Raw genomic sequence first — 25,243 nt, forward strand, 5'->3', positions numbered from 1 at the left:
CTGTTCACTCCCCGGATTTCGGTTTTTTGTCCCGCATCAGGATGCGGGCGGTCAGGATCAGGAGCAGCGAGGCGACGAGCACCAGCGTCGCGATCGCGTTGATTTCCGGCGTCACGCCGCGGCGGATCGAAGCGAAGACGTAGATCGGCAGCGTCGTCTTCGAACCGGCGACGAAGAAGGCGATGATGAAATCGTCGAAGGAGAAGGTGAAGGCGAGCAGGAAACCCGCCAGGATCGACGGCAGGATCTGCGGTAGCACGATCAGGCGGAAGGTGGTGAGCGGCGTCGCATAGAGATCGCTCGATGCCTCGACGATATCGCGCCCGAGGCTGGCGATGCGAGCTTTCACGATCATGGTAACGAGCGCCATCGAGAACAGCCCGTGCGCGGCGATGATCGAGCCATAGCCGAGCCCGAGCTGTGGCGGCTGGTCGCCCGGCCAGATGGCGGATAGCGCCGGATTGACGAAGGAAAAGACGGCGACGAGCGCCACAAGCGTGGCGATGCCGATGACGACGCCGGGCACGACGATGGCCGCGGCAAAGAGCGCGTCGAAGATCGCCCGGTTGCGCGGCGCCAGCCGCTCCATGCCGAGTGCGGCCATGGTGCCGAAGATGGCGGCAAGGGTGGCGCTGGTAAAGGCGATCATCAGGCTGTTCTGCAGCGCCGAGACCAGGAAGGTATTGCCGAGCGCCTTGCCGTACCATGCGGTCGAAAAGCCGGTGAACTCGCTGGCGCTGCGGCCGGCATTGAACGAAAACAGGACGACCAGCGCGATCGGCGCGTAGAGGAAGATATAGACCGAGGAGATGAAGGCGCGCATCAGACGAGATCCACCTGTCTTGTGCCGGCGACCCTGAAGGCGATGCGCATCGCCACCATCAGGATGACCACGACCACGGCCACCAGCGTCACGGCGATCGCCGAGCCGAAAGGCCAGTTTCGAGATTGCAGGAAGAGATCGACCAGCGCGTTGCCGATGAAGAACACCTTGCCGCCACCGAGAAGCTGCGGGATCAGGTATTCGCCGAGCAGCAGGATGGTGACGAGCGCCACGCCCGTCATCACGCCCGGCAGTGACAGCGGCAGGGTGACGCCGAAGAAGGTCGAGACGGGTCTCGCGCCGAGATCGGCGGAGGCTTCGAGCAGCCGGCGATCGAGCTTTTCGAGGCTGACATAGATCGGCATGATCATCAGCGGCAGGTAGCCATAGACGATGCCGAGCAGCACGGCGCCCGGCGTATTGAGCAGGCGCACATCCTCAAGGCCGATCATCGACAGCAGGTTCGGAATGCCGCGCGAGCCGAGGATATACATCCAGGCATAGGTGCGAACGAGCAGGCTCGTCCAGAAGGGTACGACCACCAGCGACACGAGGATAAGGCGGTACCGCGGGTCCGCCTTGACGGCGAGATAATAGGCGACGGGGTAGGCGACCAGCAGGCAGAGCAGCGCACCGACCGGCGCCAGCACCATCGTGTTCCAGAAGGCGGCCGCCCGGGTCGGGAGCCTGGCGAACTGGGCGAAGGTGAACGCCGCCTGATAGCCGCCTTCGGGCGCGCGCTCGCCGAAGGCGAAGACCAGCATGGCGATGAACGGCAGGACCAGAAAGATCATCAGCCATGCCGCCGCCGGCGCCACCAGCGCTGCCGTCACCAGGTTTCTCTTCGTGTTCGTTGCCGCGGGCATGTGAGTTGATCCGTCAAGTTTCATTGGCATTTCGGCCCCTCACCGCGAGGATGAGGGGCGGTCACGTCAAAGTTTCAATCAGGCTGACTTGAACCGCGCCATCAGCTCGGCGCGGCCCGGATCGGTCAAGGTTACCGCGGCGCCGAATTCGAGCGGCGTCAGCGAGGCCTCGTCGGGATAGACGATCTTGTTGCCGGTGACGTCGGCCGGCAGCAGCTTCATCACGCGGCTGTCGGTGGTCGGCGCGCCATTGGCGATATGTTCCTTGACGGCGTTTTCCGGTGCCATCAGGTAGTTGAGCAGCGCATAACCGGCCGCCTTGTTGGCCGCACTCTTCGGGATGGCGTAGAAGTCCGACCAGATTTCGCCGCCGTCCTTGCCGAGCACGAACTGGATTTCCGGCATGTCGCGGTTGAGCTGCGCGCCGTCATTGGTCCAGCACATCGTCATCCAGGCGTCGGTGGCGCGCATCGACGGCTGGTAGTCGCTGTTGATGGCGTAGAGGTGCGGCTTGACCTTGATCAGCAGTTCCTCGGCCTTGGCGAGCCCTTCCGGCTTGGTCGAATTGAAGGAATAGCCGAGCGAGACGAGCGCATTGCCGATGGTGGTCAGCTGGTAGTCGTGGACCATGGCGCGGCCGTCGGCCTCGGTCATGGCGATCTCGAAGAAGTCCTTCCAGCTGGTCACCGGTGTCTTGATCTTGCTGGAGTTGAGCGCGATGCCCGTGGTGCCCCAGTTCTTCGGCACGGCATAGGTCTTGCCGTCGACGACACCCTCGTTGGTGAAGCGCGCGGTCTCGGTCGAGGCGTCGTAGTTCGGCAGCTTGGAGAGATCGAGTTCGTCGATCAGGCCGAGCTTCACATAGGTGGAGATGGTGTAGTTGGTGGGCACGAACAGGTCCCAGCCGGTGCCGCCGGCCTGGAGCTTGGCGAGCATTTCCTCGTTCGAGCCGAAGACGTTGACCTCGACGGCAACGCCGGTTGCCGTCTGGAACGCCTCGAAGGTGGCAGGATCATGATAATTAGGCCAGGTGGCGATCGACATCTGCGTGCCGAGATCGCCGGCAAAGGCCGTCGAATTGAAGAGGCCCGGCTGGCGCGCCAGAACCGCCGTTGCAAGGCCAAGGCCGGTGACGCCGAGGAAGTGGCGGCGGGTGACCGAGCCGCGCTTCAGGCGCATCAGCTCGTCGGCCAATTGCTCGGCGGTGATCGGGGCATTTTCTCTGTACCATTTGGTCATGACGCTGTTCCCTTTATCGTTGACGTTCATGCAAGGCTCAGGGGGCGGCCGGGTCGGGCCGGAAACACATTTCAGGCCGGAAAGACGTGAAGCGCATTCGGATCGAAGGCGAGGCCGACCTTGTCGCCGGGCTCGACGAGATCGCTGTCGCCGAGCGCCCGGCGGTCGGCGGTGACGAGGAAATCGCCGAGGCCATCGACATCGATGGAGTATTCGACCGATGATCCCAGGAAGATGCGGTGCGTGACGGTGCCGGTGAGGGCGGCAGTGGCGGCAGCACCATTGCGTTTCAGGCTGATCGCCTCGGGGCGCAACGCGACCATGGCAGCACCGGCGCTCGGTGTCGTGGTGGCCGGGGCGGCAAACCGCGTGCCGTTGGCAAACAGGATGGAGGCGCCGCCATTGTCGACGGTGGCAGCGATCCGGTTGGTCTTGCCGACGAAATCGGCGACGAACAGGCTTGCAGGGCGATCGTAGATTTCCTGCGGCGGCCCGACCTGGACGATGCGGCCGGCATTCATGACGCAGACGAAGTCGCTCATCGACAGCGCTTCCTCCTGGTCGTGGGTGACGAGCACGAAGGTGATGCCGAGTTCGCGCTGCAGGGTCTGCAGCTCGATCTGCATGGCGGTACGCAGCTTCTTGTCGAGTGCCGCCAGCGGCTCGTCGAGCAGGAGCACCCTCGGCTTGTTGACGATGGCGCGGGCGAGCGCGACGCGCTGCTGCTGGCCGCCGGACATTTCGTGGATCCGGCGCTTGCCGAAGCCGCCGAGCCGGACCATCTCCAGCGCCTCCTGGGCGCGGCGCGAAATCTCGGCACTGGCGATGCGCGGCCGCATCTGCCTGAGGCCATAGGAGACGTTCTGCTCGACGTCGAGATGCGGGAACAGCGCATAGTGCTGGAACACCATGTTGACCGGGCGCCGATAGGCGGCAACGCCGTTCATCGCCTCGCCGTTGATATAGACGGTGCCTTCGCTCGGCTGCTCGAAGCCGCCGATCATGCGCAGGCAGGTGGTCTTGCCGCAGCCGGAAGGTCCGAGCAGCGCCATGAAGGCGCCCCGGGGCACCGCGAAGTTGATGTCCGAAACGGCGGTCACGCTGCCATAGCGTTTGGCGACCGAACGGAATTCGATGTCGTTCGTCGAAGCGGATGTCACGTCTGTTCCCTGCGGTTGTTGTCGGATACCGCCAAGGCTCTGATGCCCCCGCGCTCCACCGTCATTGACAGGCAGCCTAGTCAAAGCGCCCGGTGCCGGTATATACCCCGAGAGAGGTATTTCAACGCGAATTGGCTTGTGGGAGGAGTATACCCCGGAACAGGGCCGGATCGGCGGGAGAGCGGTTTGGGCATCGATCTCGAGGGATTATTTCAGGTCTTGGCGCCCATGGTCGACGGTGCGACCATGGACGACGAGGCTGTGGGTGCGGCCTATCGGCAATTGATGTCGACGCTGATGACCTTCGATTATGTCGTGGTTTTCGCCTATCGCGGCAAGGAACGGCCGATCGACCTCTACAGTACCTTCAATGCCAAGGACCATGTTCTATTCGTCAGCCTCTACCAGGCCGGGCCCTATCTGCTTGATCCGTTCTACCACGCGGCCTGCGAGGGCAAGCCGGGTGTCTGGCGCATGCGGGAGCGGGCGCCGGACCGGTTCTTCTCCAGCGAATACTATCGGACCTATTACGTGCAGACGGGACTGGCGGAGGAGGTCGGCTTCTTCGTGCCGATCAGCGAGCAGATCACCGTCGTGCTTTCGCTGATGCGGCGCGAGGCGACAGGCCCGTTCAGCACGGCGGAATTCGCGTTGCTGAAGAAGGTCGAGCCGCTGGTCTCCGCCCTTGTGCGCCACCACTGGGCCGACCTCGGGCGCCGGTTCGACACGGCGCTGGCAAAGACCGGCCGCAGCCGGAGAAAGTCGGCGCACCCTCCCGCGGACGGCGTCTGGCAGCACCTGAATCTGACCGAGCGCGAAGCCTCGATCATCGAACTCGTGCTGCAGGGTCATTCGTCGGAATCGATCGGCCTGAAGCTTGGGATCTCGACCGGCACGGTCAAGGTCCACCGCCGCAACGTCTACCGTAAGCTCGGCATCTCCTCTCAGACGCAGCTTCTTTCCCTCTACCTGCGCAATCTCGGCCAGTAGGGTTCAGCGCCACACCAGTCTTTCGGGGGGCGTGTTGGCGAAATTCTAAGAGCGCGCCCTTGCTTGACGGGCGGCGTATCCCCGTCGCCCCTCATTCCGGCCCTGTGCCGGAATCCAGCGACCTGACGTCTGTCGGGTCAAAAGACCTTCCAGCCCAAGGCCTTGGGCTGGCTGGATCCCTGTGACAGGCACAGGGATGAGGAGGTTTTTGCACCCTTGGCGTTCCCAGAGAACTGCCAAAGTGTGAAGCGTCGGCTGAGAATGGCTGTGTTGGAGGTGCGGCGCATCCCATTCTCCCTCATTCCGGCCTTGTGCCGGAATCCAGCGACCTGACGTCTGTCAGGTCAGAAGACCTTCCAGCCCAAGGCCTTGGGTTGGCTGGATCCCTATGACAGGCACAGGGATGAGGCGTCTCGATGCGCCCTCGGCCCTCCCTATGCCCGCCAGCGGCAGCAGTCCCATCGCCATCGATTCTCGGCCCATTGCACGCTCGTCGGCCAGTCCTTTCTCCTCGTCATTCGCCGCGATCCACAAACCATGAACGCACCGCGCACGTACTTGCTTGACATTTTTTTCACGGCATGAAATTTCTTTCAGCAACGAGATAAAAATATCATGCAATGCAAAAGGTATCATGCGTTGCAACATAACGAACCTGGGTGGAGACGATGGCGATCATCGGTGGTGCAAACCTTCGCGACGACGAAACCAGCATGGCGACGCGCGCCGCGTGGCTGCATTATGCCGGCGGTCTGACCCAGGCCGAGGTTGCCAAGCGGCTGGGGCTGACGTCACTGAAAGCCCACCGCCTGATCATGAAGGCCAACCAGGAAGGCCTGGTGAAGGTCTATATCGATGGCGAAGTGTCGGAATGCGTCGAGCTGGAGCAGAAGCTTTCCGCGCGCTACGGACTTGACTACTGCGAGGTCGTTCCCGACTTCGATGCCGACGATCTGCCGCTGAAGGCGCTCGGCATTTCTGGCGCGCAGTTCCTGAAGCGCGAGATCGAACGCGGCGAAACTGCGCTCGTCGGCGTCGGTCATGGCCGCACGCTTGCTGCTTGTGTCGAGTATCTGCCGCGCACCACCAGCAATAACACCCGTTTCGTCTCGCTGCTCGGCGGTCTCACCCGCAAGTTCTCGGCAAACCCGCATGACGTGATCCACCGGCTGGCCGAGCGTACCGGCGCGGAAGCCTATGTCATGCCCGTGCCGTTCTTCGCCAACACCGTCGAGGATCGCGACGTGCTCTTCAGCCAGCGCGGCGTGCGCGAAGTGTTCGATCTCGCCAAGACCGCCGACCTCTTGTTGGTTGGCATCGGCACGGCAGAGCGCGAGGCGTCGCTGGTTTCGACCGGAATGATCGAGATGAGCGAGATCGAGGAAATTCAGAGGGGCGGGGGCAAGGGCGAGTTGCTTGGCCACTTCTTCGACGAGGATGGTCGCCCGATCGAGACGACGCTGTCGAACCGCACCTTCACGCTCAGCCGCGACGACCTGAAGGATCGGCGCACGGTGGCCGTCGCCGGCGGCAAGATCAAGACGCCTGCCATTCGTGCCGTGCTTGGCAGCGGCCTGCTGAGCGGCCTCATCACCGACGAAAAGACCGCTCGGGCGCTGGCCGCCGACGGAAAATGAGGAGTGCCTGACAAAGTCGAGAGGCGAGGGCGAGGAGGTGTCGCTCTAACGCCTCGGGGGAGGAATACCGGTCGGGTAGCCGGTGATCGCATGATGCAATCATACCCGCAACGGAGGAGAAGACTTATGTACGAGAAGGAGAAAGACCTCATCAGCGCGTTTCTGCGCGGAGAGGTAGATCGTCGCGGCATGCTCAAGGGTCTCGGCGCTGCCGGGATTGCGGCCGGTTCGGCCGGCACGCTCTTCAACATGATGTCGACCCAGGCGCTGGCCGCCGATTTCGACTGGAAGGCGCATTCCGGAAAGTCGTTGAAGCTGCTTCTGAACAAGCATCCCTATGCTGACGCGATGATTGCCAACCTTCAGGCCTTCAAGGATCTGACCGGTATCGAAGTCACCTATGACGTGTTCCCGGAGGACGTCTATTTCGACAAGGTGACGGCAGCGCTTTCGTCGGGCTCGTCCGAATACGACGCCTTCATGACCGGCGCCTACATGACCTGGACCTATGGTCCGGCCGGCTGGATCGCCGACCTCAACGAATGGATCAAGGATCCGACCAAGACCAACCCGAACTACAACTGGGACGATTTCCTCGCCGGCGTGAAGAACTCCTGCGCCTGGAACGGTCAGCCGGGCGGGGCGCTCGGTTCGGAAGACGCCAAGCAATGGTGCATTCCGTGGGCGTTCGAACAGAACAACATCACCTATAACCGCGAGATGTTCGACAAGGCCGGCGTCGAGCTGCCGAAGAACCTCGACGACATGATCGCGGTCGCGGCCAAGCTGCAGAAGGACATCGGCGGCATCTACGGCATCGGCGTCAGAGGTTCGCGCTCCTGGGCGACGATCCATCCGGGCTTCCTGTCCGGTTACGCCAACTTCAACCAGAAGGACTTGAACGTTTCAGCCGACGGTAAGCTGTCGGCAGCGATGAATACGGCCGAGTCCAAGGCCTATCACACCAAGTTCGTGCAGATGATCCAGGAAAGCGGCCCGAAGGACTGGTCGACCTATACCTGGTATCAGGTCGGCGCCGATCTCGGTGCCGGCGCATCGGCGATGATCTTCGACGCCGATTGCCTTGGTTACTTCATGAACGGCGGCGACAACAAGATGGCCGGCAAGCTCGGCTACGCCGCCTTTGCCGCCAACCCGGAAGCCACGGCCTCGACGCCAAACATCTGGATCTGGTCGCTCGCCATGTCCAATTTCTCCAAGGACAAGGACGCCACCTGGTACTTCCTGCAGTGGGCGTCGGGTCCGGAGCACGCGCTGTTCGGCGCCACCAAGATGGACTTCGTCGATCCCGTTCGCCAGTCGATCTGGAAGGACGAGATGTTCCGCGAGAAGCTGAACGGCAAGTATCCGGGCTATGTCGAAATGTTCGACGCTTCGGCCGCCGGCGCCTCGATCAAGTTCACGCCGCAGCCGCTGTTCTTCGACGTCACCACCGAATGGGCGGCGACGCTGCAGAAGATGGTCGCCAAGCAGGTACCGGTCGATGAAGGTCTCGACCAGCTCGTCGAAAGCATCGATCGCCAGCTGAAGGAAGCTGGTCTCGGCTGATACGCCTCCCAAGCGATGCCCGGCGCATTCGGCGCCGGGCATCCCGCGAGATCGGCTTAAGGCCGCCCAAACCAACCTGAGATGCCGGTGGACTGGCGCGGGGCTCGACCTCGCGTGCCGCGTGCTTTCTTCAAGACTTTAGAGAACGGAGCTCCACATGGCTTCAACAGCAACACTCCGCAAACCGGCGTCAGGTTTCAGGATCAGCAGGAAGATGCTTCCCTATGTGCTGAGCCTGCCGGCGCTGCTCGTGTGCATCGGCATTCTCATCCCCTTCTTCACGGCGGTTATCTATTCGTTCCAGCGTTATAGGTTGAGCCAGCCCTGGGCGCGTCAGTTCAACTGGGGCGAAAACTACCTAAACTTCGTCACCGATCCGGCCTTCTGGAACACGCTGAAGGTGTCGCTGCTCTATGCCGGGATCACCGTGACGCTGGAACTGCTGCTCGGTCTCGGCATCGCATTGTTGCTGCAGCGCCGCTCAACGATCAACAACTTCATCTCGATCATGCTGCTGTTGCCGCTGATGATTGCGCCGGCGCTCGCCGCTTTGATGTGGAAGCTGATGACCAATCCGAGTTTCGGCATCCTCAGCTACCTCGCAAGCCTGATCGGCCTGCATGACTTCCGCTGGGCCTCTTCGCCCGACACGGCACTCCTGACCGTCATCCTCGTCGATATCTGGGTCTATACGCCCTTCATCATGATCCTGCTTCTGGCCGGCCTTCGGTCGCTGCCGACCCAGCCTTTCGAGGCGGCGGCGCTTGACGGCGTGCCGCGAAGCTTCGTCTTTTTCCGCATCACCCTGCCGATGCTGACGCCCTATATCCTGACGGCGACGCTGTTCCGGTTGCTCGACAGTATCCAGCAGTTCGACATCATCTATGCGATGACGCAAGGCGGCCCCGGCAACACGCTGACCGTCTTTCAGGTCGAGGCCTATCTCAACTTCTTCCAGTCGACCAATGTCGGCCGTTCGGCAGCGCTTTTGATCATCCTGTGGGCGATCACCTACACGCTCTCCAACGTCTTCATCAAGAACTGGCTGCGCCTGCGCGAACGCGCCCGCGGCGAAGCGTAAGGAGGTTCACATGGAAACCACGTCTCCCATCGAACGGGTCCTGCGCGCTGTCGCCCTGACGCTCGTCGTTGTCTTCTTCATGTTCCCGATCTTCTGGATCTTCCTGATGTCGTTCCAGACGAACGAGACGATCCTGACCATTCCGCCATCGATCGTGTTCTCGCCGACACTATCCAACTATGCGGCGCTGATCACCGGCAAGTTGCAGACGGCCGCCGGTACGCTCGACATCGCCTTCATGCGCAACCTCGGCAACTCGATCTTCCTGTCGGTCGCTTCCGTTGCGGTGGCGCTGGTGCTCGGCGTTCCCGCGGCCTACGCCTTTGCCCGGCACAAGTTCAGGGGTTCGGAAGACATCGCGTTCACGCTGCTGTCGTTCCGCTTCGCGCCACCGCTGCTGGTGCTGCTGCCGCTGACCCAATATTTCCAGTGGCTCGGCCTTTCCAACACCTATTTCGGCCTGATCTGGGTCTACCAGCTGATCTGCCTGCCACTGATCCTGTGGATCGTGCGTGGTTACTTCGAGGATATCTCGGCCGACGTCGAATATGCCTACCGCATCGCCGGCCATTCCTGGTTTGCGACCTTCCGCAAGATCGCCCTGCCGCTCGCCGGTCCCGGTATCGCTGCCGCCGGCCTGCTCGCCTTCATCTTCGCCTGGAACAATTTCGTCTTCGCGCTGGTGCTGGCCTCCGCCGACAAGCAGCCGGTGACCGTGGGCGCACTTGCCTTCGTCACATCCTCAGGCATCCAATACGGGCAGATAGCCTCGGCCATCGTTCTCTCGGTCACGCCGACGCTCGCGCTCGCACTCTACGCCCAGCGTTACCTCGTCGAAGGTTTGTCGCTTGGCGCGGTGAAAGGGTAAGACATGACGACGCTTCACCTAAAAAACATCGTCAAGCGCTACAAGAGCCAGACGGTTCTCGACGACCTGTCGCTCGATGTCGCCAATGGCGAACGCCTGGTGCTCTTCGGCCCGTCCGGCGCCGGCAAGACGGTGCTGCTGCGCCTTGTCGCCGGCGTCATCGAGCCCGACGAGGGCAGGGTGCTGATCGGCGGCGAGGACATGACCGATGTCGATGCCGAACACCGCGGTGTCGGCATGGCCTTCCAGAACTTCGCGCTCTTTCCCCACATGAGCGCCTTCGACAATATCGCCAGCCCGCTGACGGCGACGCGGTCGTCGAAGGATGCGATCACCGCGGGCGTGCAAAAGGTCGCCAAGCTCCTGAAGATCGACCATGTACTGAGCCATCACCCGAAGGCGCTTTCCAACGGCCAGAAGCAGCGCACGGCATTGGCCCGCGCGCTGGTCGGCTCGCCGCCGCTGCTTTTGCTCGACGACCCGTTGCGCAATGTCGACGCGAAACTCCGCTTCGAGATGCGGCTGGAACTGCCGCGCCTTTTGGCAGCAGAAGGTGCTACCGTCGTCTACGTGACCCAGGACTACAAGGAAGCGATGGCGCTCGGCGACCGGATCGCGGTGATGTCGCAGGGGCGCATCCGCCAGATCGGTACGCCGCAGGAAATCTACAACGCACCCGCCGACATCGAGATCGCGCGGCTCTTCGGCGATCCGACGATCAATCTTTTGGACGTGGCGCCGCAGAAGAGCGGTGACGGTGTCTTCGTCGAACTCTCCAACGTCCGGGTGCGGCTTGCCGATTATGACGGCGATGTCTCGGGCAAACCTTGTGTTCTCGGTCTGCGCCCGGAAAGCATCGTCTTTGTCCAAGCATCGGCGCCGGGCGCCATCCCGGTGACGGTGGAGGCGGAAACGCCGCTCAACGAGAAGACCGTGACGCTGGCGATGACCGCGCGCGGCCGTGAAATCCTCGTGTCGCGTCCGGCCGGAACGCCTGGACCGGTGGCAGGACCGGCCCATATCGCCGTCAACGGTGCCCACGCCTTCCTCTTCGACAAGGCGAGCGGCCGGCTTCTGCCGCGCGCCGACATCGCATCCAAGCGCAATGGAGAAGCGGCATGAACGACACCGCTCTTTTGATCAGGGACGTCGATAAGTTCTATGGTCCGGTCGATTACGGCGTCCACGCCGTCAAGAAGCTCAACATGGACGTCCGGAAGGGCGAGATCATCGCGCTGCTTGGCTCGTCCGGCTGCGGCAAGACCTCGACGCTGCGCATGATCGCCGGTTTCGAGGCGGTGTCGCGCGGCACGATCTCGCTTGGCGGACGCGAAGTCCAGACGTTTGCGCCGGTGCGCCGCAACGTCGCCATGGCGTTTGAGGGCTATTCGCTCTATCCGCCGCTGACGGTGCGCGAGAACATCGCCTTTGCGCTCAAGGCGTCCAAGCTGTCGCAGAGCGTCGTCGACGAGAAGGTGGCTGGTATCGCCAAGCTGCTCGAGATCGAGGATATTCTCGGGCGTTATCCGAGCTCGATCTCCGGCGGCCAGCAGCAGCGCGCCTCGCTGGGGCGGGCGCTGATCCGTGATGCCAACCTGCACCTGCTCGACGAGCCGATGGGCCAGCTCGAGCCGCAGCTGCGCGCCGTGCTGCGCGGCCGCATCAAGCACTACATCAAGGAACGCGGACTGACGGCGATCCTCGTCACCCACGACCAGACAGAAGCCAATGCCCTTGCCGATCGCATCGCGGTGATGGAAGGCGGCGTGCTGCAGCAGTTCGATACGCCGCAGAAGATCAAGGAGCGTCCGGCGAACCTCTTCACCGGCACCTTCGTCGGTGAGCCGCCGATGAACGTGTTCGAGGCGAGTGTCACCGGTTCGGACGCCAAGGTCGCCTTCGGCCTCAGGGACGGCGTGCGGCTGGAATATCCGGCGTCGGATTTCTCCCATGCCGTGCGCGACGCGCTGATGAAGCGGCAGAAGGTGGTGCTCGGGATCCGGCCATATGCGGTGCGCCGCAGCGCCGACGGAGTTTCCGGACGTGTGGCGGTCAACCAATGGCTCGGTGACCAGACGCATATCGCGGCAGACTTTGCCGGCGGCACCATGGTGCTGGTCGAGCATGACCGCACCGAACTTGCCGTCGGCCAGCCGATCGGCATCCACCTCGATCCGTCGAGCCTGCATGTGTTCGACGGTGACAGCGGCAAGGCGATCAGCCACGGCGTGGAGCTTGCCTGATGCGCGACATCCTCATCGGCATCGATGCGGGAACGTCGGTCATCAAGTCGGTGGCCTTCGACCTTGGTGGGCGGCAGCTTGCCATGGCATCGGTGCCGAACACGTACGAGGCGGTCGGCAGGACCGGCAGCGTGCAGGACCTCAATCGCACCTGGACCGACACGGTCACCACCTTGACCGAGCTTTCGGCCAGGGTCGAGAACCTCGCTGGCCGTGTTGCGGCGATCGCGGTGACCGGGCAGGGCGACGGCACCTGGATGATCGACAGAGCGGGCGATCCCATCGGTAAAGGCTGGCTCTGGCTCGACGCGCGTGCTGGCGACACGGTGGAGCGCCTACGTGGCGACAGCGGCGATGTCGAGCGTTTCGCCAGCACCGGCTCCGGGCTTGCCGCGTGCCAGCAAGGCGCGCAGCTGCGCTGGATGAGCGACAACGCGCCGGAAATGCTGTCCGGTGTTGCAACCACGTTTCACTGCAAGGACTGGCTCTACTTCAAGCTGACGCAAATGCGTGCCACGGATCCCTCCGAAGCCAACTTCACCTTCGGCAACTTCCGCACCCGCAGCTACAACGACGACGTCATCCGTTTTCTCGGCCTTCAGAAGCTCAAGCATTTCCTGCCAGAGATCGTCGACGGGGCAACGTCGCACCACCTGCTTTCGTCGGAGGCAGCCGGCGCCACCGGTCTTCCCACGGGCACACCGGTGGTGCTCGGCTATGTCGATGTCGTCTGCACGGCACTTGGCGCCGGGCTCTACGATCCAGGCACCGACACCGGCTGCTCGATCATCGGCTCGACCGGCATGCACATGCGCCTTGCCACGAGCGCCGACGACGTGCGGCTCAACCGTGATCTCACCGGCTACACCATGTGCATGCCGATCACGGACACCTATGCGCAGATGCAGTCGAACATGGCGGCAACGCTCAACATCGACTGGATCCTGTCGGTCGCCGGCGGCCTCTTGAAAGGCATGGGCGTCGAAAAGACCAAGGGCGAGCTTCTGTCCCATGTCGACGGCTGGTTGGCGGAGGCCAAGGATACGTCGCTCCTGTTCCAGCCCTATATTTCGGATGCGGGCGAGCGCGGGCCCTTCGTCGACGCTTCGGCGCGCGCTTCCTTCGTCGGGCTTTCGATCACCCACGGCTTCGGCGACATGGTGAAGGCGGTGTTCGACGGGCTCGCCATGGCCGCGCGCGATTGCTACGCCGAGATGGGGCCGCTTCCGGGCCGCATCCGGCTGACCGGCGGTGCCGCACGTAGCGCCTCGCTTCGGCGCATTCTTGGTGGTGCGCTCGGGGCCAGTGTCCAGACCAGCGAGCGCGAGGAGGCGGGGGCGGCAGGAGCAGCCATGATCGCGGCCGTCTCCCTCGGTATCTACCCCTCGATGGCAGAATGCGTGCGTGACTGGGTGTCGCCGCATCAGCGCGCTGCCGAGCCCGCCGACGCGGCGCTTGCGCGCCGTTACGACGGCCTCTTCCCCTCCTACCAGCAGTCGCGCATCGCGCTTCGACCCGTGTGGCACGCACTTTCCCAGGATGCTGCCTCGGGATCACAACAGGAAGAACTGAAATGAAAAAGATAGCCATCATCGGCGACCGGTTCATGCTGCCGGACGTGTTTCGCGACAAGATCGTCGAAGCAAGCGGCGACGGCCATGAGATCCGCACCCTCGAGCTGCCCTGGCCGGATGTGCCGATGGAGCATGGTTACGCCGTCGAAGGCATGGACGGTCTCAAGGAATATCTGGGGAAGGCGGACGATATCGTCGAATTCATCGGCGACGCGGAAATCCTGGTGACGCAGCTTGCGCCGCTCTCGCGCGGCATGCTGACGTCGCTTCCCGGGCTGAAGCTCGTTGCCGTCTCGCGTGGCGGGCCCGTCAATATCGACATGTCGGCGGCACGCGACGCCGGTATCAGCGTCGTCAATACGCCCGGCCGCAATGCCAGCGCCGTTGCCGAGTTCACGCTCGGCGCCATCCTCGCCGAGACGCGGTTGATCCGCACCGGCCACGAGGCGCTACGCAAGGGCGAGTGGCGCGGCGACCTCTACCGCGCCGACCGCACCGGCCGTGAGCTTTCGGAAATGACCGTCGGCGTCATCGGCTACGGCAACATCGGCACCAAGGTGGTGCGGCTGCTGCGGGCCTTCGGCACAAAGGTTCTGGTGCATGACCCCTATGTGCAGCTGAGCGCCGACGATCTCAACGCCGGCGTCGAGCATGTGGCGCTCGACGACCTCCTGTCGCGCTCCGACCTTGTGACGCTGCACCCGCGCGTCACCGAGGAAACCCGGAACATGATGAATGCCGAGACCTTCGCGAACATGAAACCCGGTGCAATCTTCGTCAACACGGCGCGCGGGCCGCTCTGCGACTACCACGCGCTCTATGAGAACCTTGTGAGCGGCCACCTGTCGGCGGCCATGCTCGAGACCTTCTCTGTCGAACCGGTGCCGGAGGACTGGCCACTGCTCCAGCTTCCGAACGTGACACTGACGCCGCATATCGCCGGCGCTTCTGTTCGCACCGTCACCTACGCCGCCGAGATGGCTGCCGAAGAGGTGCGCCGCTACATCGCCGGCCTGCCGCCGGTCAATCCGTGCTGATGACGGGAGGCAAGAACGTGGGTTCCGAGACCGGAATATATGATCTTTTTGTCGTCGGCGGCGGCGTCAACGGTGCGGGGATCGCGCGCGATGCGGCCGGGCGAGGGCTCTCGGTCCTCTTGTGCGAGAAGGACGATCTGGCGCAAGGCACAAGCTCGCGCTCGGGCAAGCTGGTGCATGGCGGGCTGCGCTATCTCGAATATTACGAGTTCCGGCTGGTGCGCGAGGCGTTGATCGAGCGCGAGGTGCTGCTCTCATCCGCGCCGCACATCATCTGGCCGATGCGGTTCGTGCTGCCGCACAATCCGGCCGACAGGCCCGCCTGGCTCGTGCGGCTCGGACTGTTCCTCTACGACCACCTCGGCGGCCGCAAGCGTCTGCCAGGCACCCGCAGCCTTGATCTCAGCACTGCGCCTGAGGGTGCGCCGATCAAGCGGGACTATCGCAAGGCCTTCGAATATTCCGACTGTTGGGTCGATGACGCCCGGCTCGTTGTGCTCAATGCACTCGATGCGCAGAAGAAGGGCGCGCGCGTCTTGACCCGAACCGCCTGCAGCGCCATTCGTCGCGTCGACGGCCTCTGGCAGGTGGAGATGACGGATCTGCGCACCGGCGTGAAATCCGAGGTCAAGGCGCGCTGCGTGGTCAATACAGCGGGGCCATGGGTCAACGATGTCATCGGCCGGATCGCCGGGCTCAATTCCAGCCGCAGTGTGCGACTGGTCAAGGGCAGCCATATCGTCGTGCCGAAATTCTGGGAGGGGCGGCAGGCCTATCTGGTGCAGAACCCGGACAAGCGGGTGATCTTCATCAACCCCTACCAGAACGACCTGGCGCTGATCGGCACGACGGATATCCCCTATGAGGGGCGGCCCGAGGACGTATCCGCCGATGGCAACGAGATCGCCTATCTCTTGAAATCGGTGAACCGCTACTTCAAGCAGCAACTGACCGAAGACGATATCGTCCACTCCTTCTCCGGCGTGCGTCCGCTCTATGACGACAATGCCGAAAACCCGTCGGCGGTGACGCGCGACTATATCTTCGAGGTCGATGCGGCCAACGGCCAGGCGCCGCTTCTCTCCGTCTTCGGCGGCAAGATCACCACCTTCCGCAAGCTGTCGGAACATGCGCTCGAGCGGCTGAAACCGTTCTTCCCTGAGATGGGTGCGGCCTGGACCGCCAAGGCGCATTTGCCGGGTGGCGACATGGCCAATGCCGATTTCGAGCAGTTTCTTGGGGATCTCAAGGCGCGCTATCGCTGGCTGACGGCCGACCTCGCCAAGCATTACGCGCGGCTCTACGGCACGCGCACGCACGATCTGATCGGCAATGCCAAATCGCTCGAAGACCTCGGCGCTGTCTTCAGCCCGCTGTTTCGCGAGCGCGAGGCGCGCTTCCTGATCGACAACGAATGGGCGTCGACGGCTGAAGACCTACTGGAACGGCGGACGAAACACGGCCTGCACATGACACAGGCCGAGAGGCTGGCTTTCGCCGGCTGGCTGGAACGCCAGCAAGTGGCGGCCTGAAGGAGAGTGGGAATGCGCAGTCTGGAATTGGAGGCCTTGCTTGATATCTCGGCGCGGGTCGGCGCCGACCCGCTGCTGGTGCAGGGGGCGGGCGGAAACACGTCGATCAAGGAGGTCGGCACGCTCTGGATCAAGGCCTCCGGCCTCTGGCTTGCCCATGCGCGCCAGCGCGACGTCATGGTGCCGGTGGCGCTCGACCCATTGCTCGAAGCGTTGGATCGCATGGATCCCGCGGCCGAGAAAGCCCAGGACTTCGTCATCTCCGAAATGAACCCTTCCGGCCTCAGGCCGTCGATCGAGACGACGGTACATGCGCTGATGCCGCAGAAGGTGGTGATCCATGTCCATTGCGTCGAAACCATCGCGACCGCCGTGCAGACGATCGGTGCGGCCATCGCTGCCGAACGCCTGACGGGTATCCCGCATGTCTTCGTACCCTATGCGCGGCCGGGGCTGCCGCTTGCCAAGGCGATCGCCGAGCGGCTGCAGGAGAAGACGTCGGTGCTGATCCTCGGCAATCACGGCCTTGCAGTTGCCGCCGAGACCGTCGCCGATGCGGCAATCCTTCTGACCGAGGTCTCCCGCCGGTTGACGACGCAGCGACGGGCGGCGCCATCAGCCGATCTCGCGGCACTGTCCCGCCTTGCGGTCGACAGTGGCTATTGCCTGCCCGACGACGCACGACTGCATGCGGTCGCAACCGACCTCGAAAGCTGCCGGATTGCTGCCGGCGGCAGCCTCTATCCCGACCATGTCATCTTCCTCGGCAAGGGGTCCGTCATCGCCGCGCCGGGCGAAACCGCCGTTTCGATCGAGACCGCCAGGAATGAACGTGGCGAAACCCTGCCGCCGCTTCTGCTGTTTCCCGGCAAGGGGGTACTGGTCGAGAAGACCATTTCCGCAGGCGCGCTCGCCATGGCGCGCTGCCTTGCCGACGTGACGGCCCGCATTCCCGCAAATGGGCGTCTTCGCTATCTGAGCGATGCCGAGAACGCCGAACTGCTCGGCTGGGACGCGGAGAAATATCGCCAGAAGCTCAACCGGGCAGGGCAGGCGCTGCAATGAGTGGAGATCAGAACGCCCTTGTTGTCGGCATCGATATCGGCACGTCGGGCGCGCGCTCCGTGGCGATGGTGCCTGACGGCACGATCGTCGCCTCTGGTGCGGCCAAGCTCGCCGCTTTTTCCGATGACCACCGCGATCCGGTCGGCTGGTGGAAGGCGGTGCGGGCGGCGCTTGGCGAGGTGCTCGAGGCGGTCGATCGTCGACGGATCCGCGCCATCAGCATCGACGGAACCTCGGGCACGATGCTGCCCGTTTCCGCCGACGGTGCGCCGCTTGCCACGCCGATGATGTACAACGATCCGGTTTCCGACCGGACGATGCTGGACGCAATTGCCGCCCATGCACCGAAGGAAAGTGCCGCCCACGGGGCAACCTCCGGTCTTGCCAAGGTGCTGCTGTTCCAATCGGTGCCGGATGTCTTCCGTGTCATCCATCAGGCCGATTGGCTCGCCGGGCATTTTACCGGGCTCTACGACGTTTCCGACGAGAACAATGCCTTGAAGACCGGCTACGATCCGGTGGCGCGGTGCTGGCCGGAGTGGATCTCACGAACTGGCGCGCGCATCGATCTCCTGCCGGAGGTGCTGCCGGCCGGTGCGCCGGTTGCGACGATATCGGCGGCCGCAGCCGAAGCCTTCGGCCTGACGCCGGATGTCATTTTAGTCGCCGGCACGACCGATGGCTGTGCCTCGTTTCTGGCGACCGGTGCCGATCGTCCGGGCGATGGCGTCAGCGCACTCGGCACGACGTTGACGGTGAAGGTGCTTTCCGACCGGGCGCTGTTTGCCCCGGAATATGGCCTCTACAGCCACCGGATCGGCGACATGTGGCTGGCGGGCGGCGCATCGAATACGGGAGGCGTTGTTCTGGCCGAGTATTTTTCCGCAGAGCGCATCGATGAGCTTTCCGCCCGCATCGATCCGGCTGTCGATAGCGGGCTCGACTATTACCCGCTGACGAAGCCCGGCGAGCGCTTCCCCATCGCCGATCCGAATCTTGAGCCACGCCTGACGCCGCGACCCGAGGATGACGCGATGTTTCTGAAGGCAATCTTCGAAGGCATCGCCGGTATCGAAAGCCTTGCTTATCACAGGCTGACATCGTTCGGCGGACCCAAGCTCGGTTCCATACGCACCGTCGGTGGCGGTGCAAGAAATGCGGCGTGGTCGGCAATCCGCGCGCGCAAGCTCGGCGTGCCGTTCCTGACGGTACGTTCGGAAGAGGCCGCAGCCGGCACGGCGCGGCTGGCGCTTGCCGGTGCAAGACAGGCAGGTGTGTTATGAGTACTGTCATCTCAGGCCTCGGCGATATCGCCGATCGTTATGACGCCTTTCTGATCGACCAGTTCGGCGTGCTGCGCGACGGCCGCAGGCCCTATCCTGGTGCTGCCGAAACGCTGGTGCGGCTGAAGAATCAGGGCAAGCGCATCATCATTCTCTCGAATTCCGGCAAGCGCTCGGCGGAAAACGACCGCCGTCTCGTCGATCTCGGCTTCGTCGCCGGCAGCTGGGACTGGTTCCTGACCTCGGGCGAAGTGGCGTGGCAGATCCTGAAAAAGGAAGGCGGGCAGGCAAGCGGGCCTCCGAAAAAGTGCCTGCTGGTCAGCCGCGACGGCGATCTGTCGCCGCTCACCGGGCTCGACCTCGAGCGCACCGAAGATGGCGCGGATGCGGACTTCGTGCTTCTGGCTGCGAGCGAAGGCGATGTCCTGCCGCTGTCGCACTATGAGGCGCTGCTGGCGCCTGCGGCACGGCGCGGCGTGCCGTGCCTCTGCACCAACCCCGACAAGGTGATGCTGACCAAGAGCGGAATGGCTTTCGGGGCTGGGCGGATTGCGGAGCTTTACGAGGAACTCGGCGGCACGGTGCGCTGGATCGGAAAACCATTCGCCGACATCTACGATTTTGCCCTCGACTTTCTCGGTCATCCCGATCCGTCGCGCGTCTGCGCAATCGGCGACAGCATCGAACACGATATCGCCGGGGCGGCAAGTGCCGGCCTTGAGTCGGCGCTGGTGACCACCGGGATACTGGAGCATGCCTCCGACAAGGAGCGGCAAAAACTCTTTGCCGAGCATGGCGCCACGCCCGATTTCATCCTCCCGAAATTTCTCTGGTAGTCAGGAGTACGGTCTTGGCTTTCACGCTGTCGCTCAACACCAATCCGCTGGTCAATCGTTTTGCCGAGCCTGATGATCTGATCGAGACAATCGGGGAGCAGATCCGCATCGGCTACGTGCAGCTGACGCATGAGTTCGTCAATCCGGGCTGGCCGGCGGCAACGATCTCCAAGACCATCCGTCAGTTCAGGGCAGCGCTTAGCCGCACCGGCGTCAGGATCACCTCGGGCATGACCGGGCCCTATGGCAGGCTCAACCACTTCGGCCACCCCGACCCGGATGTGCGACGCTACTATGTCGACTGGTTCAAGACCTTTGCCGATATCTCCGCCGAGCTTGGCGCATCCGGCATGGGCACGCAGTTTGCGATCTTCACGCTGAGGGACTATGACGACCCGGCCCGGCGCGAGGAGATGATGAAGATCGCCATCGACTGCTGGCGCGACGTGGCGGAACACGGCAAGGCGGCCGGTCTTTCCTATGTGTTCTGGGAACCGATGTCGGTCGGGCGCGAGTTCGGCCACACGATCGCCGAGTGCCGCTCGCTCGACCGGCGGCTCGCCGAGGCGGAGTTGCCGCTCCCAATGAAGATGATGGTCGATATCGACCATGGCGACGTCACCTCCGACGACCCCGATGACATCGACCCCTATGCCTGGGCGGGCGCATTTCCCGAGCGCTCGCCGATCATCCACATCAAGCAGTCGTCGATGAACAAGGGCGGGCACTGGCCGTTTACCGCTGCCTACAACCGGGATGGCCGCATCACGCCGGAGAAGCTGATCGATGCGGTCAAGGCCGGCGGCGGCACCGACAACGAGATCTGCCTGGAGCTGTCCTTCCGCGAGCGGGAACCGACCGACCACAACGTTGTGGAGATGATCCGCGAATCCGTGGAGTTCTGGGAGCCCTACATCGATACCGGGTTCAACCGATCATCAAAATCACACTGAAATATCACAAAGTATCATTAGTTAGATTGAAATATAACATAAAGGTGTTATCTTCTCAGGTGTGATGTCGCGCTCTCGCGGCATCGGGATCGAGGCGGATGACGATGAAGCCGGAAGACAGGCGACAGGCGATCATGGATGTTTTGATGGAGGCCGGCACGGCGTCCGTCGAGGATCTGTCACTCCGTTTCGGCGTCAGCAAGATGACGGTGCATCGCGACCTCGACGATCTCGAACAGGCTGGCCTGTTGCGCAAGGTGCATGGCGGCGCTTCGATCCAGTCGAGCCCGCAGTTCGAAAGCGATTTCCGCTACCGCGAGAAGATTGCCGCCGCCGAGAAGAACCGCATTGCCGAATATGCGGCGAGCCTGATCGAGCCGGGGCAGAGCATCCTCATCGACGACAGTTCGACGGCCGGCGCGATTGCCGGCTGCATCAGGGACATCAGGCCGCTGACCGTCATCACCAACAACCTCGGCGTCATCACCGGTCTGTCCGGTGCGCCCGGCATCAACGTCATCGCGCTCGGCGGCCAGTACAGCAAGAAGTTCAACGGCTTTTTCGGCATCGTCACCGAAGAGGCGCTGCGCTCGCTGCGCGTCGATATCGCCTTCCTCTCCAGCTCCGCAGTCGCGGGAACGGCAGCCTTCCACCAGGACCAGGAGGTCGTGCAGGCCAAGCGGCTGATGGTGAAGTCGGCGGCGCGCAAATATCTCATGGTCGATCACGACAAGTTCGGGCGTTCCGCCCTGCATTTCCTGACAGGGCTCGACGCCTTCGATGCGGTGCTGACCGGCGCCGAGGTGACGGATGAGCATGCCGCGACGCTCCGCGAGGCCGGAATCCCCCTGGTGACGGTCGACAATCGAAAAGCATCGGAGAAAGCATGAACAAGCCGCAGCTCTGGGTGGGCACAAGCTGGAAGATGAACAAGACGCTGGCGGAGGCCATGGTCTTTGCCGAGAGGCTGGCCGCAGCGGACGGAGCGCGCGACGAGCGCATCCAGCGTTTCGTCATTCCACCCTTTACCGCCGTCAGACAGGTCAAGGAACGGCTCGTGCAAACGGGCGTCAAGGTCGGTGCGCAGAACATGCATTGGGACGACGCCGGCGCCTGGACCGGCGAGGTTTCGCCGGTGATGCTGAGGGACTGCAACCTCGATGTGGTCGAGCTTGGCCATAGCGAACGGCGCGAGCACTTCGGCGAGACCGACCGTACCGTGGGCCTGAAGACGGCAGCGGCGGTGCGCCACGGCCTGGTGCCGCTGATCTGCATTGGCGAGACGCTCGCCGAGCGCGAGGCGGGCGAGGCGGATGCCGTCCTGAAGCGGCAGGTTGAAGGCGCGCTGGAACTGCTGGAAGGCGACGCGCGCAAGGCGACGATCCTGCTCGCCTACGAGCCGGTCTGGGCCATCGGCGTCAACGGCATTCCGGCAACATCAGACTATGCCGACGAGCGCCATAAGCGGATCGCCGACGTGGCGCAAGGCGCGCTCGGCGTGCGCGTTCCCGTCCTCTACGGCGGCAGCGTCAATCCCGGCAATTGCGAAGAACTGATCACCCAGGGGCACATCGACGGCCTGTTCATCGGCCGCTCCGCCTGGGACGTCAATGGCTATCTCGACATTCTGCAGCGCGTCTCGAAGGCGATCTGAGCCCTCGTACCCCGCAGATCAACAAGACGGAAAGGAACAATCATGAAGATCGCAATCGGAGCAGACAGCGCCGGCAAGCCCTTGCTCGACGTCATCGCCGCCCATCTCAAGGGCAAGGCCGACCTCGAAGTCAGCGACCTCAGCCAGTCCGGTTTCTACGCCGACCTGTCGCAGAAGCTGGCGCAGACCATCGTCGATGGCGACAACGAGCGCGGCATCCTGTTCTGCGGCACCGGTATCGGCGTCTGCATCTCGGCCAACAAGGTGCCGGGCATCCGCGCCGCGCTGACCCACGACACCTATTCCGCTGAGCGGGCGGCAAAGTCGAACAACGCACAGATCATCACCATGGGCGCGCGCGTCATCGGGCCGGAGCTGGCGAAGTCGATCGTTGATACCTGGCTCGCCTCCGAATTCGACGCGAACGGCCCGTCGGCCGGCAATGTCGACGCGATCGATCGTCTCGACGCGGCGAAGTAAGCGAGCCAACTGCTAGAGCGTTTCCGGTTTAAACGGAGCCACAGACCCGCTCTATCTCTTTGTTTTTACGCATTTCCTGGCGGAAAGCCGATTCGCACTTTTCCTGGAAATGCTCTAATACCGCAATGCACGTTGATCCTCCCTCGCGCATCGCGGCGAGACGCCCGGCAGAGATGCCGGGCGTCTTTTCCTGATTTGCCACTGCCTAATTCGTTTCAGCGTCGTTTGCGCGTCATGTTTGAGGCGCGGCGCTGTCGGGTGTTTTGGCAGACCGCCGGGGCACTGCCGGCTTGACGAAGCTTCTGTAAATATTTGAACATGCTTGCATATCGTCACGTCAGCGAGGAATGCCGCCCCATGCCCGACGCCCCAACGACACCGCCGCATGCCGGAAGCCACCGCCTGGCGCGCATGAGCGGCCGCGACACGCACGAACACCACCGCACAGCCACGACGCTCGAGCTTCTGTTCGACCTGACCTTCGTCATCGCCTTCAGCCTTGCGGCATCGCAGCTTGCGCATCTGATGGCCGAAGGACATTTCAAGGCGGGGCTGATCGGCTTCTTCTTCGCCAGCTTCGCCATCTGCTGGGCCTGGATCAATTTCACCTGGTTTGCTTCCGCCTATGACACCGACGACTGGGTGTTCCGGTGCGTGACCATGGTGCAGATGGTCGGCGTGCTGATCCTGGCGATCGGCCTTCCCGCCATGTTCCGCTCGGTCGACGAGGGTGCCCATCTCGACAATGGCGTGATGGTGCTCGGATACGTCGTCATGCGGGTGGCGATGATCTTCCAGTGGCTGCGCGCCGCCGGCCAAGATCCGGCACGACGGCAGGCCTGCATGACCTATGTGGTAGCGATCACGGTTGCGCAACTCGGCTGGGTCGTGCAGATCTTCGTCGACTTCTCGATCGTTGTCACCTTCGCCATGGTCGTGGCGCTCACCGTCATCGAGATGCTCGGGCCCTATATCGCCGAGACGCGGCATGGCGGCACGCCCTGGCATGCCCACCATATTGCGGAACGCTACGGCCTTCTGGCAATCATCGCGCTCGGAGAAGGCGTCGTCGGCACGGTCGCCTCGATCACGGCGGTGGTGGATGGGGAGGGCTGGAACCTCGACGTGGCGCTCGTCTGCCTTGCGGGCACCGGGCTTACCTTCGGCATGTGGTGGATCTATTTCCTGTTGCCGAGTGCCGAGGTCCTGCACGTGCACCGCAGACGCTCCTTCGTCTGGGGCTATGGTCACATGTTCATTTTCGCCGCGATCGTTGCGACCGGTGCGGGCCTGCATGTCGCCGCCTATTACATCGAGCACAAGGCGCATATCGGGTCGCTTGCGACCGTGTTGACGGTGGCGGTCCCGGTCGCGGCCTATATCGCTCTGGTCTACGGCATGTATGCCTATCTGCTGCGGCAGTCGGAACCGCTTCATGCCTGGCTGCTCGCCGGCACGATGCTGCTGCTTGCGGCGTCGATCGCGGCCGCGATGGCGGGCGTCGACATGGCGATCTGCCTGATCATTCTGATGTTTGCGCCGTTCGTGACCGTCGTCGGTTTCGAGGCGGTCGGTCATCGCCACCGGATGGCGGCGCTGGAACGGTGCCTTGATGAGGCAGAGCCGGTGCATTGAACGCCGGGAATTGGCTATTCGAAACAGCGGTTTGCCGGCTGTTGCTGGCGGCTTGATTCAGGTGGTTCAGAGGTTGATTCAAGCAGGCGCCGCGAAGCGGCTCGATGGTTGCGCATCGGAGCGCTGAGCGAGCCTTGCCCCTCACCCTAGCCTTCTCCCCGCAGGCGGGGAGAAGGTGGCCGGCAGGCCGGATGAGGGGTGGCGGCCGGATACGGCGCGGGCTTGCGGCCCGCCAGCAGATCAGGCGTTGAGCAGCGCCAGCTTGGCGCGGGCGTCGAGGATCTGGGCGCAGGCATTGGCGGCTTCTTCGCCCTTGGCGACGAAGTGTTCGCGGAAGAAGGCGATCAGCGGCGCGCTTTCCTGGAAATTGTGCGGCGTCAGCACGGCCGACAGCACCGGCACGTCGGTATCGAGCTGGACGCGCATCATACCGTCGAGCACCGTGCCAGCGACGAAGTCATGGCGGTAGATGCCGCCATCGACGACGAAGGCGGTGCCGAGGATCGCGGCGTAACGGCCGGTCCTGGCAAGCTTCTGCGCGTGCAGCGGGATTTCCAGCGCGCCTGGCACGTCGAAGATCTCGACGTCGGCGGCACTGCCGCCGAACTTCGTCCATTGGGCGACGAAGGCATCGACACAGCGGTCGACGATGTCGGCGTGCCAGCGGGCACGGACAATCGCAATCTTGGCGGTGGGGTGGGAAAGAATAGTCATGGTC

24 protein-coding genes are annotated in these 25,243 nt (G+C 63.4%); 18 read left to right on the forward strand and 6 right to left on the reverse strand.

The window, feature by feature from the left end; all coding sequences use genetic code 11:
* Positions 1–4 precede the first annotated feature (4 nt).
* The 4 genes from ASD52_RS00300 to ASD52_RS00315 form a co-directional block, all read right to left on the reverse strand.
* Positions 5–823 carry an ABC transporter permease gene (locus ASD52_RS00300; RefSeq protein ID WP_025427798.1) on the reverse strand — a complete coding sequence of 273 codons (819 nt, stop codon included), beginning with the start codon at positions 821–823 and terminating at the stop codon, positions 5–7.
* Positions 823–1,689 (reverse strand): ABC transporter permease, encoded by an 867-nt coding sequence (locus tag ASD52_RS00305; RefSeq protein WP_025427797.1) that lies wholly within the window; start codon positions 1,687–1,689, stop codon positions 823–825. Before ASD52_RS00305 ends, ASD52_RS00300 begins: the two co-directional genes overlap by 1 nt.
* Before the next feature lie 78 nt (positions 1,690–1,767).
* Positions 1,768–2,928 carry a spermidine/putrescine ABC transporter substrate-binding protein gene (locus ASD52_RS00310; protein ID WP_057211169.1) on the reverse strand — a complete coding sequence of 387 codons (1,161 nt, stop codon included), beginning with the start codon at positions 2,926–2,928 and terminating at the stop codon, positions 1,768–1,770.
* 71 nt (positions 2,929–2,999) lie between these two features.
* Positions 3,000–4,088, reverse strand: a complete 1,089-nt coding sequence (locus ASD52_RS00315; RefSeq protein ID WP_025427795.1) for an ABC transporter ATP-binding protein — start codon at positions 4,086–4,088, stop codon at positions 3,000–3,002.
* A 186-nt stretch (positions 4,089–4,274) separates the two neighbouring features.
* Between ASD52_RS00315 and ASD52_RS00320 the strand changes: the two genes are divergently transcribed.
* Positions 4,275–5,078 (forward strand): LuxR C-terminal-related transcriptional regulator, encoded by an 804-nt coding sequence (locus tag ASD52_RS00320; RefSeq protein ID WP_025427794.1) that lies wholly within the window; start codon positions 4,275–4,277, stop codon positions 5,076–5,078.
* Positions 5,079–5,417: 339 nt separating this feature from the next.
* Here the strand turns inward: ASD52_RS00320 and ASD52_RS00325 are convergent, their stop codons facing one another.
* Positions 5,418–5,714, reverse strand: coding sequence for a hypothetical protein (locus ASD52_RS00325; protein WP_057211102.1), 297 nt, complete (start codon positions 5,712–5,714; stop codon positions 5,418–5,420).
* Between the two features lie 32 nt (positions 5,715–5,746).
* On the opposite strand from ASD52_RS00325, the gene ASD52_RS00330 reads away from it, so the two are divergent.
* The 17 genes from ASD52_RS00330 to ASD52_RS00410 all read left to right on the forward strand — a co-directional run bounded on the left by ASD52_RS00330 (position 5,747) and on the right by ASD52_RS00410 (position 24,525).
* Complete coding sequence (locus ASD52_RS00330; RefSeq protein WP_025427792.1) at positions 5,747–6,715, forward strand: sugar-binding transcriptional regulator; 969 nt, start codon at positions 5,747–5,749, stop codon at positions 6,713–6,715.
* Positions 6,716–6,841: 126 nt separating this feature from the next.
* A complete protein-coding gene (locus tag ASD52_RS00335; RefSeq protein ID WP_025427791.1) occupies positions 6,842–8,284 on the forward strand; it encodes an extracellular solute-binding protein in 1,443 nt (480 codons plus the stop codon).
* 157 nt (positions 8,285–8,441) lie between these two features.
* Positions 8,442–9,365, forward strand: coding sequence for a sugar ABC transporter permease (locus tag ASD52_RS00340; protein ID WP_025427790.1), 924 nt, complete (start codon positions 8,442–8,444; stop codon positions 9,363–9,365).
* A gap of 10 nt (positions 9,366–9,375) precedes the next feature.
* The gene (locus ASD52_RS00345) at positions 9,376–10,233 is read left to right on the forward strand and encodes a carbohydrate ABC transporter permease (RefSeq protein ID WP_025427789.1); all 858 of its coding nucleotides are present in this window, start codon (positions 9,376–9,378) and stop codon (positions 10,231–10,233) included.
* A gap of 3 nt (positions 10,234–10,236) precedes the next feature.
* Positions 10,237–11,355, forward strand: a complete 1,119-nt coding sequence (locus ASD52_RS00350; RefSeq protein ID WP_057211104.1) for an ABC transporter ATP-binding protein — start codon at positions 10,237–10,239, stop codon at positions 11,353–11,355.
* Positions 11,352–12,476: an ABC transporter ATP-binding protein gene (locus tag ASD52_RS00355; protein ID WP_057211106.1), complete on the forward strand. Its 1,125-nt coding sequence runs from the start codon at positions 11,352–11,354 to the stop codon at positions 12,474–12,476. The genes ASD52_RS00350 and ASD52_RS00355 overlap by 4 nt, the downstream gene beginning before the upstream one ends.
* A complete protein-coding gene (locus ASD52_RS00360; protein ID WP_025427786.1) occupies positions 12,476–14,053 on the forward strand; it encodes an FGGY-family carbohydrate kinase in 1,578 nt (525 codons plus the stop codon). Before ASD52_RS00355 ends, ASD52_RS00360 begins: the two co-directional genes overlap by 1 nt.
* Positions 14,050–15,087 carry a 2-hydroxyacid dehydrogenase gene (locus ASD52_RS00365; RefSeq protein ID WP_025427785.1) on the forward strand — a complete coding sequence of 346 codons (1,038 nt, stop codon included), beginning with the start codon at positions 14,050–14,052 and terminating at the stop codon, positions 15,085–15,087. The genes ASD52_RS00360 and ASD52_RS00365 overlap by 4 nt, the downstream gene beginning before the upstream one ends.
* Positions 15,087–16,619, forward strand: coding sequence for a glycerol-3-phosphate dehydrogenase (locus ASD52_RS00370; protein ID WP_038576262.1), 1,533 nt, complete (start codon positions 15,087–15,089; stop codon positions 16,617–16,619). Before ASD52_RS00365 ends, ASD52_RS00370 begins: the two co-directional genes overlap by 1 nt.
* Before the next feature lie 12 nt (positions 16,620–16,631).
* Positions 16,632–17,684, forward strand: coding sequence for a class II aldolase/adducin family protein (locus ASD52_RS00375; protein WP_025427783.1), 1,053 nt, complete (start codon positions 16,632–16,634; stop codon positions 17,682–17,684).
* Positions 17,681–18,967 (forward strand): FGGY-family carbohydrate kinase, encoded by a 1,287-nt coding sequence (locus ASD52_RS00380; RefSeq protein ID WP_025427782.1) that lies wholly within the window; start codon positions 17,681–17,683, stop codon positions 18,965–18,967. Before ASD52_RS00375 ends, ASD52_RS00380 begins: the two co-directional genes overlap by 4 nt.
* The gene (locus ASD52_RS00385; RefSeq protein WP_025427781.1) at positions 18,964–19,803 is read left to right on the forward strand and encodes a TIGR01459 family HAD-type hydrolase; all 840 of its coding nucleotides are present in this window, start codon (positions 18,964–18,966) and stop codon (positions 19,801–19,803) included. The genes ASD52_RS00380 and ASD52_RS00385 overlap by 4 nt, the downstream gene beginning before the upstream one ends.
* A 14-nt stretch (positions 19,804–19,817) precedes the next feature.
* On the forward strand, positions 19,818–20,756 hold the full coding sequence (locus tag ASD52_RS00390; protein ID WP_025427780.1) for a TIM barrel protein: 939 nt from the start codon (positions 19,818–19,820) through the stop codon (positions 20,754–20,756).
* A 104-nt stretch (positions 20,757–20,860) separates the two neighbouring features.
* A complete protein-coding gene (locus ASD52_RS00395) occupies positions 20,861–21,646 on the forward strand; it encodes a DeoR/GlpR family DNA-binding transcription regulator (protein ID WP_057223327.1) in 786 nt (261 codons plus the stop codon).
* A complete protein-coding gene (locus tag ASD52_RS00400; RefSeq protein ID WP_025427778.1) occupies positions 21,643–22,410 on the forward strand; it encodes a triose-phosphate isomerase in 768 nt (255 codons plus the stop codon). The genes ASD52_RS00395 and ASD52_RS00400 overlap by 4 nt, the downstream gene beginning before the upstream one ends.
* Positions 22,411–22,452: 42 nt before the next feature.
* A complete protein-coding gene (locus ASD52_RS00405; protein WP_025427777.1) occupies positions 22,453–22,890 on the forward strand; it encodes an RpiB/LacA/LacB family sugar-phosphate isomerase in 438 nt (145 codons plus the stop codon).
* A 357-nt stretch (positions 22,891–23,247) separates the two neighbouring features.
* Positions 23,248–24,525, forward strand: a complete 1,278-nt coding sequence (locus tag ASD52_RS00410; protein ID WP_025427776.1) for a low temperature requirement protein A — start codon at positions 23,248–23,250, stop codon at positions 24,523–24,525.
* A 240-nt stretch (positions 24,526–24,765) separates the two neighbouring features.
* Here the strand turns inward: ASD52_RS00410 and ASD52_RS00415 are convergent, their stop codons facing one another.
* Positions 24,766–25,239 carry a 6,7-dimethyl-8-ribityllumazine synthase gene (locus ASD52_RS00415; RefSeq protein WP_025427775.1) on the reverse strand — a complete coding sequence of 158 codons (474 nt, stop codon included), beginning with the start codon at positions 25,237–25,239 and terminating at the stop codon, positions 24,766–24,768.
* Between the last annotated feature and the right edge of the window lie 4 nt (positions 25,240–25,243).

The organism is Ensifer sp. Root142, from assembly GCF_001426785.1.
Lineage (GTDB): Bacteria > Pseudomonadota > Alphaproteobacteria > Rhizobiales > Rhizobiaceae > Ensifer > Ensifer canadensis.

Excerpts from the sequence above, each read along its gene's own strand:
- ASD52_RS00355 (WP_057211106.1), top strand. The coding sequence starts at position 11,352 with ATGAACGACACCGCTCTTTTGATCAGGGACGTCGATAAGTTCTATGGT.
- ASD52_RS00305 (WP_025427797.1), bottom strand. The coding sequence starts at position 1,689 with ATGCCCGCGGCAACGAACACGAAGAGAAACCTGGTGACGGCAGCGCTG.
- ASD52_RS00395 (WP_057223327.1), top strand. The coding sequence starts at position 20,861 with ATGAAGCCGGAAGACAGGCGACAGGCGATCATGGATGTTTTGATGGAG.
- ASD52_RS00300 (WP_025427798.1), bottom strand. The coding sequence starts at position 823 with ATGCGCGCCTTCATCTCCTCGGTCTATATCTTCCTCTACGCGCCGATC.
- ASD52_RS00415 (WP_025427775.1), bottom strand. The coding sequence starts at position 25,239 with ATGACTATTCTTTCCCACCCCACCGCCAAGATTGCGATTGTCCGTGCC.
- ASD52_RS00330 (WP_025427792.1), top strand. The coding sequence starts at position 5,747 with ATGGCGATCATCGGTGGTGCAAACCTTCGCGACGACGAAACCAGCATG.
- ASD52_RS00375 (WP_025427783.1), top strand. The coding sequence starts at position 16,632 with ATGCGCAGTCTGGAATTGGAGGCCTTGCTTGATATCTCGGCGCGGGTC.
- ASD52_RS00350 (WP_057211104.1), top strand. The coding sequence starts at position 10,237 with ATGACGACGCTTCACCTAAAAAACATCGTCAAGCGCTACAAGAGCCAG.
- ASD52_RS00400 (WP_025427778.1), top strand. The coding sequence starts at position 21,643 with ATGAACAAGCCGCAGCTCTGGGTGGGCACAAGCTGGAAGATGAACAAG.
- ASD52_RS00370 (WP_038576262.1), top strand. The coding sequence starts at position 15,087 with ATGACGGGAGGCAAGAACGTGGGTTCCGAGACCGGAATATATGATCTT.
- ASD52_RS00335 (WP_025427791.1), top strand. The coding sequence starts at position 6,842 with ATGTACGAGAAGGAGAAAGACCTCATCAGCGCGTTTCTGCGCGGAGAG.
- ASD52_RS00405 (WP_025427777.1), top strand. The coding sequence starts at position 22,453 with ATGAAGATCGCAATCGGAGCAGACAGCGCCGGCAAGCCCTTGCTCGAC.
- ASD52_RS00380 (WP_025427782.1), top strand. The coding sequence starts at position 17,681 with ATGAGTGGAGATCAGAACGCCCTTGTTGTCGGCATCGATATCGGCACG.
- ASD52_RS00325 (WP_057211102.1), bottom strand. The coding sequence starts at position 5,714 with ATGATACCTTTTGCATTGCATGATATTTTTATCTCGTTGCTGAAAGAA.
- ASD52_RS00365 (WP_025427785.1), top strand. The coding sequence starts at position 14,050 with ATGAAAAAGATAGCCATCATCGGCGACCGGTTCATGCTGCCGGACGTG.
- ASD52_RS00345 (WP_025427789.1), top strand. The coding sequence starts at position 9,376 with ATGGAAACCACGTCTCCCATCGAACGGGTCCTGCGCGCTGTCGCCCTG.
- ASD52_RS00340 (WP_025427790.1), top strand. The coding sequence starts at position 8,442 with ATGGCTTCAACAGCAACACTCCGCAAACCGGCGTCAGGTTTCAGGATC.
- ASD52_RS00360 (WP_025427786.1), top strand. The coding sequence starts at position 12,476 with ATGCGCGACATCCTCATCGGCATCGATGCGGGAACGTCGGTCATCAAG.
- ASD52_RS00310 (WP_057211169.1), bottom strand. The coding sequence starts at position 2,928 with ATGACCAAATGGTACAGAGAAAATGCCCCGATCACCGCCGAGCAATTG.
- ASD52_RS00385 (WP_025427781.1), top strand. The coding sequence starts at position 18,964 with ATGAGTACTGTCATCTCAGGCCTCGGCGATATCGCCGATCGTTATGAC.
- ASD52_RS00410 (WP_025427776.1), top strand. The coding sequence starts at position 23,248 with ATGCCCGACGCCCCAACGACACCGCCGCATGCCGGAAGCCACCGCCTG.